Source organism: Mesorhizobium sp. M7A.F.Ca.CA.004.12.1.1, from assembly GCF_003997835.1.
Taxonomy (GTDB): domain Bacteria; phylum Pseudomonadota; class Alphaproteobacteria; order Rhizobiales; family Rhizobiaceae; genus Mesorhizobium.
Genome location: NZ_RZRK01000589.1, coordinates 1 through 3,877 on the forward strand (window position 1 = coordinate 1; position 3,877 = coordinate 3,877).

Here is a 3,877-nt window from a genome sequence, read left to right on the forward strand (position 1 = left end):
ATCCTGCTCAACGCCATGACCATCATCGACATCCCGCTGCTCTACCAGAACCTGATCAAGGCCGCGATCCTGCTCGGCGCCATCATCGTCGACGGCATCATCAACCCACGTGACGAACAGACCGCCCAGCAGGGTGACATTTAGTACCTGAACTGCGGCGGACGGTTGGGGCCGGCCGCTGATAACAAAACCAAACCAGAGGATGTGACATGAAACTGATCAGAACACTCATGGCAGCGGCCACGGCGCTTGCCGTTACCGCCTTCGTGGCGCCAACCTTTGCCGCCGACGATCCTGGCCCGGCGGCTTACGCACAGGCGCTCAAGGGCAAGCGCGTCATGCTGGTGCCGATGGCGATGGGTTTCGACCTGGCACAGGGCTGGACGCATTTCCTGAAGAAGGAAGTCGAAGCCTGGGGCGGCACCTTCGAGACACGCGATCCGAACTGGGTCGTCGACGCCGGCGCGCAAGCGATCACCGACGCGATCTCGTCGGACACCAGGCCGGATGTGCTGATCATCCATTCGCCGGACCTCAATTCCTATGCCAAGCTGATGAAGAAGGCGCAAGCCGCCGGCACCTATGTGATTTTGGTCGACAATCCGGCCAATTTCCCCGCCGACGCCTTTGTCGGCAGCGACTGGGACCGGCTCGGCCAGCTCGAGGCCGAAGCGGCGATCAAGGGCTGCGGACCGAACTCCTCCAAGAAGCTCGGTTTGGTGCAAGGCGACCAGGCCAATTCGTCGAGCCTCTACCAATATGCCGGCATCATGAAGGTGCTGGACAAGAACCCCGACTTCAAGGTGGTGGCCAAGCCGGATTCCAACTGGGACGCGACCACCTCGCGCAACGTGACGACGACGATGCTGCAGCAGAATCCCGACATCTGCGCCATCATCGATTTCTGGGACGGCGATGCCACCGGCGCGGCTGCCGCGATCCGCGACGCCAAGCTCGACGGCAAGGTGTTCCTGGTCACCACGGGCGGTGGCGAGAAGGCGGCCGATTGCGACAAGCTGCAGGACGGCACCTATGGCGCTGTGGTGATGACCGATCTTGCCCGTCAGTCGGGCGACATGAACGCCATCATCAAGTTCCTGCTGCAGAGCGGCCAGCCGGCCGGCACCTCGCACACCTACATCTACACGCTGGAGAAGGCGACGACCAAGGCTGACCTGAAGCCCGATAGCTGCTGGGACCTGAAGGCACTGCAGGCAGAAGCGGCGGCGAAGTAAGCCAAGCCTCTTCAATCCATATCGATGAGGTGGTCGGATTGCCTGGCCACCTCTTTGTCTTTTCTCTTGCAGCAGTGACCTGATGTCCTTTCGCGAACGCCTCCAGTCCTGGCGCTACAATCTCGTGCCCGACCATGTCGTCGGTGAGATCCTGACCAAGCGCTGGACCGACAACGCCATTCCGTTCCTGGCGCTGGTGGCGACGCTGGCAACCTTCGGCTCGCTCATCCCGGGCTTCTTCAAGCTGACGGCGCTGCAGGATTCGACCCGTCAGCTCGGCGAATTCTCGCTGATCGTCACCGGCATGACGGTGGTCATGCTGGGCGGCGGCATCGACCTGTCGGTCGGTTCGATCTTCGCGCTCTCCTGTTTTTCCGCGGTCTATGTCTTCTTCATCCTCGATCAGTCCGTGTGGCTGGCGCTTGCCGCATCGATCGCCACAGGATTGCTGTTCGGTGCGATCAACGGCTATCTGGTCGGCTATTTCAGGCTGCGCGCCTTTCTCACCACGCTGGTCACCTTCATCTTCGGCCGCGCGCTGTTCGACATCCTGGTCACCACTTATGCCGCCGATGTGCAACTTTCCGGCGCCACCTCGGACGTGCTGGATTTCATCGGCGACGGCACCTTCTGGGGGCTGTCGGTCTCGGTGTGGCTGGCGATCATCCTGGCCATCGTCACCCATATCGCGCTGACCCGTTCACGGCCGGGCTGGCACGTGCTGGCGGTCGGCGGCTCCAGGCGCTCGGCCCACAATGCCGGCATCCGCGTGCGCCGCACGGTGTTCATGACCTATGTCTTCTCCGGCTTCTGCGCCTCGATCGGCGGCTTCCTCATCGCTTGCCGGCTGAGCGGGGCAGGGCCGGGCACGGGCCTCAACCTCGAGATCATGGCGCTGACGGCGGCGGTGGTCGGCGGCGTCAGCCTTGGCGGCGGCCGCGGCTCGGTGATCAAGGGGCTGATGGGCGCCATCATTGTGCTGACCATGACCAACGGGCTGATCCGGCTGGGCTATGGCACCGGCACCAACCAGATGGTGCTGGGCATCATGCTGGCGGTCGCGGTGACCATCGACATCCGCTGGCTGAAGAACCGCCACAAGGTGCTGAACGAGGTTTATGTCGCGCCGGTCTATCTCAAGATGGGCGAGACACAGTCGGCCGCACCTGGTTCGGGCACACCCTACGAGCTCGACAACCGGTTGTCCGCCGCCGACCATATCGGGCTTGGCGAGCTGGAGGGGCCAGAAGACGTCATCCTCGACCGCGACGACAATCTCTATTGCGGCACGCGTCATGGCGAGATCGTCCGTTTCTTCGCGCCAGACTATGTCAAATCGGAAGTGTTTGCCCATATAGGCGGCTTCCCGCTCGGTCTCGCCTTCGACAAATCGGGCAATCTGATCAGCTGCGTCGGCGCCATGGGGCTCTATTCGGTCTCGCCGGATCGGGAGGTCAAACGCCTGTCGGCGGAGACATCGCGTTCGTGGACCTCGATCGTCGACGATGCGCGTTTGCGTGACCCCAATGACTGCGACATCGCACCCGACGGGCGCATCTATTTCACCGACTCGACCAAGCGTTACGACGCACATGACTGGGCGCTGGATTCGATCGAGAACCGCGCCACCGGCCGGCTGCTGGTCTACGATCCGAAGGATGGTTCGACAAAGACGCTGCTCGACGGTTACCGCTACACCAACGGTGTGTGCATGGCGCATGACGGCAAGTCGCTGTTCTTCGCCGAAAGCTGGGCCTGCCGCGTGCATCGCTACTGGCTGGAAGGGCCGAAGGCCGGCACCGCCGAATGCGTCATCCGCGACATGCCGGGCTATCCCGACAACATCAACCGCGCCTCCGATGGCAATTACTGGATGGCGTGGCTCGGCATGCGCACGCCGAGCTTCGACCTGTCGCTGCGCCATCCCGACATGCGCAAGCGCATGACGCGCCGCCTGCCGCAGGATGAATGGCTGTTCCCCAACATCAACACCGGCGGCGTGGTCAAGTTCAACGAGAAGGGCGGCATTGTCGAGGCGATGGGCGACCTCACCGGTGGCGCGCACCCGATGGTCACCTCGATGCGCGAGCACAAGGGATATCTGTTCGTCGGCGGCATCCTCAACAACCGCATCGGCCGCTACAAGATCGCAGGCGCCGACCCGAACTGGACCAGTCCCGCTTCCTATTGGGGAGCAAAGCCATGATCCTCGATCCGGTGCTTGGCCTGTTTCGCGGCAAGGCGGTCACCATCCCGCCGCTCGACGGCGCTTTTCGCCCCAATACGCGGCTGGATGATGCGCCGGCTTTCGCCGAGATGACGGAACCAGACAATCTGCTCGTCGCCGGTGACAGGCTGCTGGCCTCCAGCGGCAACGCCATCCATTCGATTGCGGCTGGAGCGGAACCTGTCGTGGTCGAGACTTTTCCGTCTGCCGTCACCGCGCTGGCGCTGTCGCCATCCGGTGAACTGACGGTCGGGCTGGAAAGCGGAAAGCTGCTGATTGGCGGCAGCGACGTTTCGCTGCCGGCTGACCTCAGCTGCATCACCGCACTTGCCTATGCGGATGACGGCACGTTGTGGCTGGCCAATGGCTCGGCCGAGCACGCGCCGTCGCAATGGGCCGCCGATCTGATGAAGAA

Annotated in this window: 2 protein-coding genes and 2 pseudogenes; all 4 read left to right on the top strand. The window is 63.0% G+C overall.

Annotated features, from left to right (window positions below; genetic code table 11):
* Positions 1 to 144 (top strand): annotated as a pseudogene (locus EN984_RS39005) (ABC transporter permease); the annotation flags it as partial.
* Between the two features lie 65 nt (positions 145 to 209).
* Positions 210 to 1,235, top strand: coding sequence for a sugar ABC transporter substrate-binding protein (locus EN984_RS25650; RefSeq protein WP_127271251.1), 1,026 nt, complete (start codon positions 210 to 212; stop codon positions 1,233 to 1,235).
* A gap of 82 nt (positions 1,236 to 1,317) precedes the next feature.
* Entirely contained in the window at positions 1,318 to 3,441 is a 2,124-nt protein-coding gene (locus EN984_RS25655; protein WP_127271488.1) for an SMP-30/gluconolactonase/LRE family protein, read from the top strand.
* Positions 3,438 to 3,877: pseudogene (locus EN984_RS25660) on the top strand (hypothetical protein); the annotation flags it as partial. The gene EN984_RS25655 and the pseudogene EN984_RS25660, both read left to right, overlap by 4 nt.